The sequence below is a fragment of the Microvirga sp. Mcv34 genome, assembly GCF_024519725.1.
In the GTDB taxonomy this organism is placed as follows: domain Bacteria; phylum Pseudomonadota; class Alphaproteobacteria; order Rhizobiales; family Beijerinckiaceae; genus Microvirga.
On sequence record NZ_JALJRK010000216.1, the window covers coordinates 1 to 1,893 of the forward strand.

Annotated in this window: 1 protein-coding gene; it reads left to right on the forward strand. The window is 67.3% G+C overall.

The window, feature by feature from the left end; all coding sequences use genetic code 11:
• Positions 1-25: 25 nt before the first annotated feature.
• A complete protein-coding gene (locus tag OC446_RS30185) occupies positions 26-1,408 on the forward strand; it encodes an HTH domain-containing protein (protein WP_262032561.1) in 1,383 nt (460 codons plus the stop codon).
• The last annotated feature ends 485 nt before the right edge of the window (positions 1,409-1,893 follow it).

The following is a 1,893-nucleotide window of genomic DNA, read 5'->3' on the forward strand; positions in this document are numbered from 1 at the left end:
CAGTATCCTGTGTTAGGCTCGCCCCATGTCCCGCGCCGAACGCCTCTTCGACCTGTTGCAGATCCTCCGCCGTCACCGCCGCCCCGTGAGCGGCGCGGTGCTGGCCCGGGAGGCGGGAATTTCGCTGCGCACGCTTTATCGCGACATCGGCTCCCTTCAGGCCCTCGGCGCTCAGGTCGAGGGCGAGCCGGGGCTCGGCTATGTGCTCAAGCCCGGCTTCCTGCTCCCGCCCCTGATGTTCTCCGCCCAGGAAATCGAGGCGCTGGCGCTCGGCCTGCAGTGGGTCGGGCGGCGCACCGACGCGGATATGGGACAGGCAGCCCGCAACGTCATGGCCAAAGTGGCCGCCGTGCTTCCCGCCGAGCTGCGCGAGCGCATGGAGGACGACGCCATGGTCGTCGGCCATGGCTGGGAGCGGCCGCAGGTGGTCGAGCTCGCGCTCCTGCGGCGGGCGCTGAACGAGGGGCGCAAGCTCGCCCTCACCTATACCGACGAGAAGGGCGCGCGCACCGCGCGGGTCGTGTGGCCCGTATCGCTGGGCTTCTTCGAATCGACCCGCGTGCTGGCGGCCTGGTGCGAGCTGCGCGGCAGCTTCCGCCATTTCCGCGCCGACCGGGTCGAGGCGGCGGAGATCCTGCCCGAGCGCCTGCCCCGGCCGCGCCGCCAGCTCATGAAGGAATGGCGGAACACGCTGCTGCCAGAATCTGACAGTGGCGTGCGCTATTCCATCTCCCGTTCACACGACACCAGGGAGATCACCATGAGCACGCACAGCAAGAGCGCAGACCTCGTCTTCTACACCAATCCGCAATCGCGCGGCGGCATCGTGCACTGGATGCTGGAGGAGATCGGCTGCCCCTACACCATCGAGGTGCTGGACTACGAGACCACCATGAAGGCGCCGGCCTATCTGGCGATCAACCCCATGGGAAAGGTGCCGGCGATCCGGCACGGCAACACGATCGTGACGGAAGCCGCGGCCATCTGCGCCTATCTGGCCGATGCCTTCCCCGAGGCGGGCCTCGCGCCCACGCCCGAGCATCGCGGCGAGTATTACCGCTGGCTCTTCTTCACGGCAGGTTGCCTGGAGCCCGCAGCCTCCAACCATGTCCTCGGCTGGAACCCCTCGCCCGACATGGAAGCCCGCTTCGGCTACGGCTCCTATGAGCGCGTGCTGGACACGCTCTCCGCCTGGCTCCAGGACCGGACCTATGTGGCCGGCGACCGCTTCACTGCCGCCGACGTCCTGCTCGCGAGCCACCTGCAATGGGGCATGATGACGGGCATGATCGAGAAGCGCACGGCCTTCGAAGCCTATATCGCCCGGCACGTCACGCGCCCGGCCGCGCAGCGGGCGGACGAGCAGGCCGAGAAGCTGACCGCGCAACAGGCCTGGAAGGCCGCGTGACATCATCGCCGTCGTGGCCGGGCTTGACCCGGCCACTTCGCTTGGAAGATTGCCCCTGCTGTCATTCCCGGCCGGAGATGGCGCAGCTATCTGAGGAGAAGGGAATCCTTAGCGCTGAGCGTCATCGTGGAGCCCCTTCCCAGACTTCGGCCGCCGGCGATGACACTCACGTCGGTCCTGGGACGGCCCTTCCACGTCATGGCCGGGCTTGACCCGGCCATCCACGCTTAGGAGCCGCATCGCTGCAAAGACGTGGGTGGCCGCAACAGGTGCGGCCATGACGGCGCGGGATGAGCGGCGCAGCGTTATGTTCTTACTTTGTTCTTGACAGGTGGCGTAACCTTAGCTATATCATTGCGCAGCCTGATCCGACGAGGGGCGCGCTTCGCGAGGCGTCGCAAGTTGTGGGATCGGACACGGTCCTGTCCGTCGGTCACGCAGCCGGCGCCAGGAGGCCCTTGGCAGCCTTGTGCTGATTCCAAGTT

What these genes read in the sequence shown, in the direction of transcription:
- OC446_RS30185 (WP_262032561.1), top strand. Translation starts at nt 26, where the DNA reads ATGTCCCGCGCCGAACGCCTCTTCGACCTGTTGCAGATCCTCCGCCGT.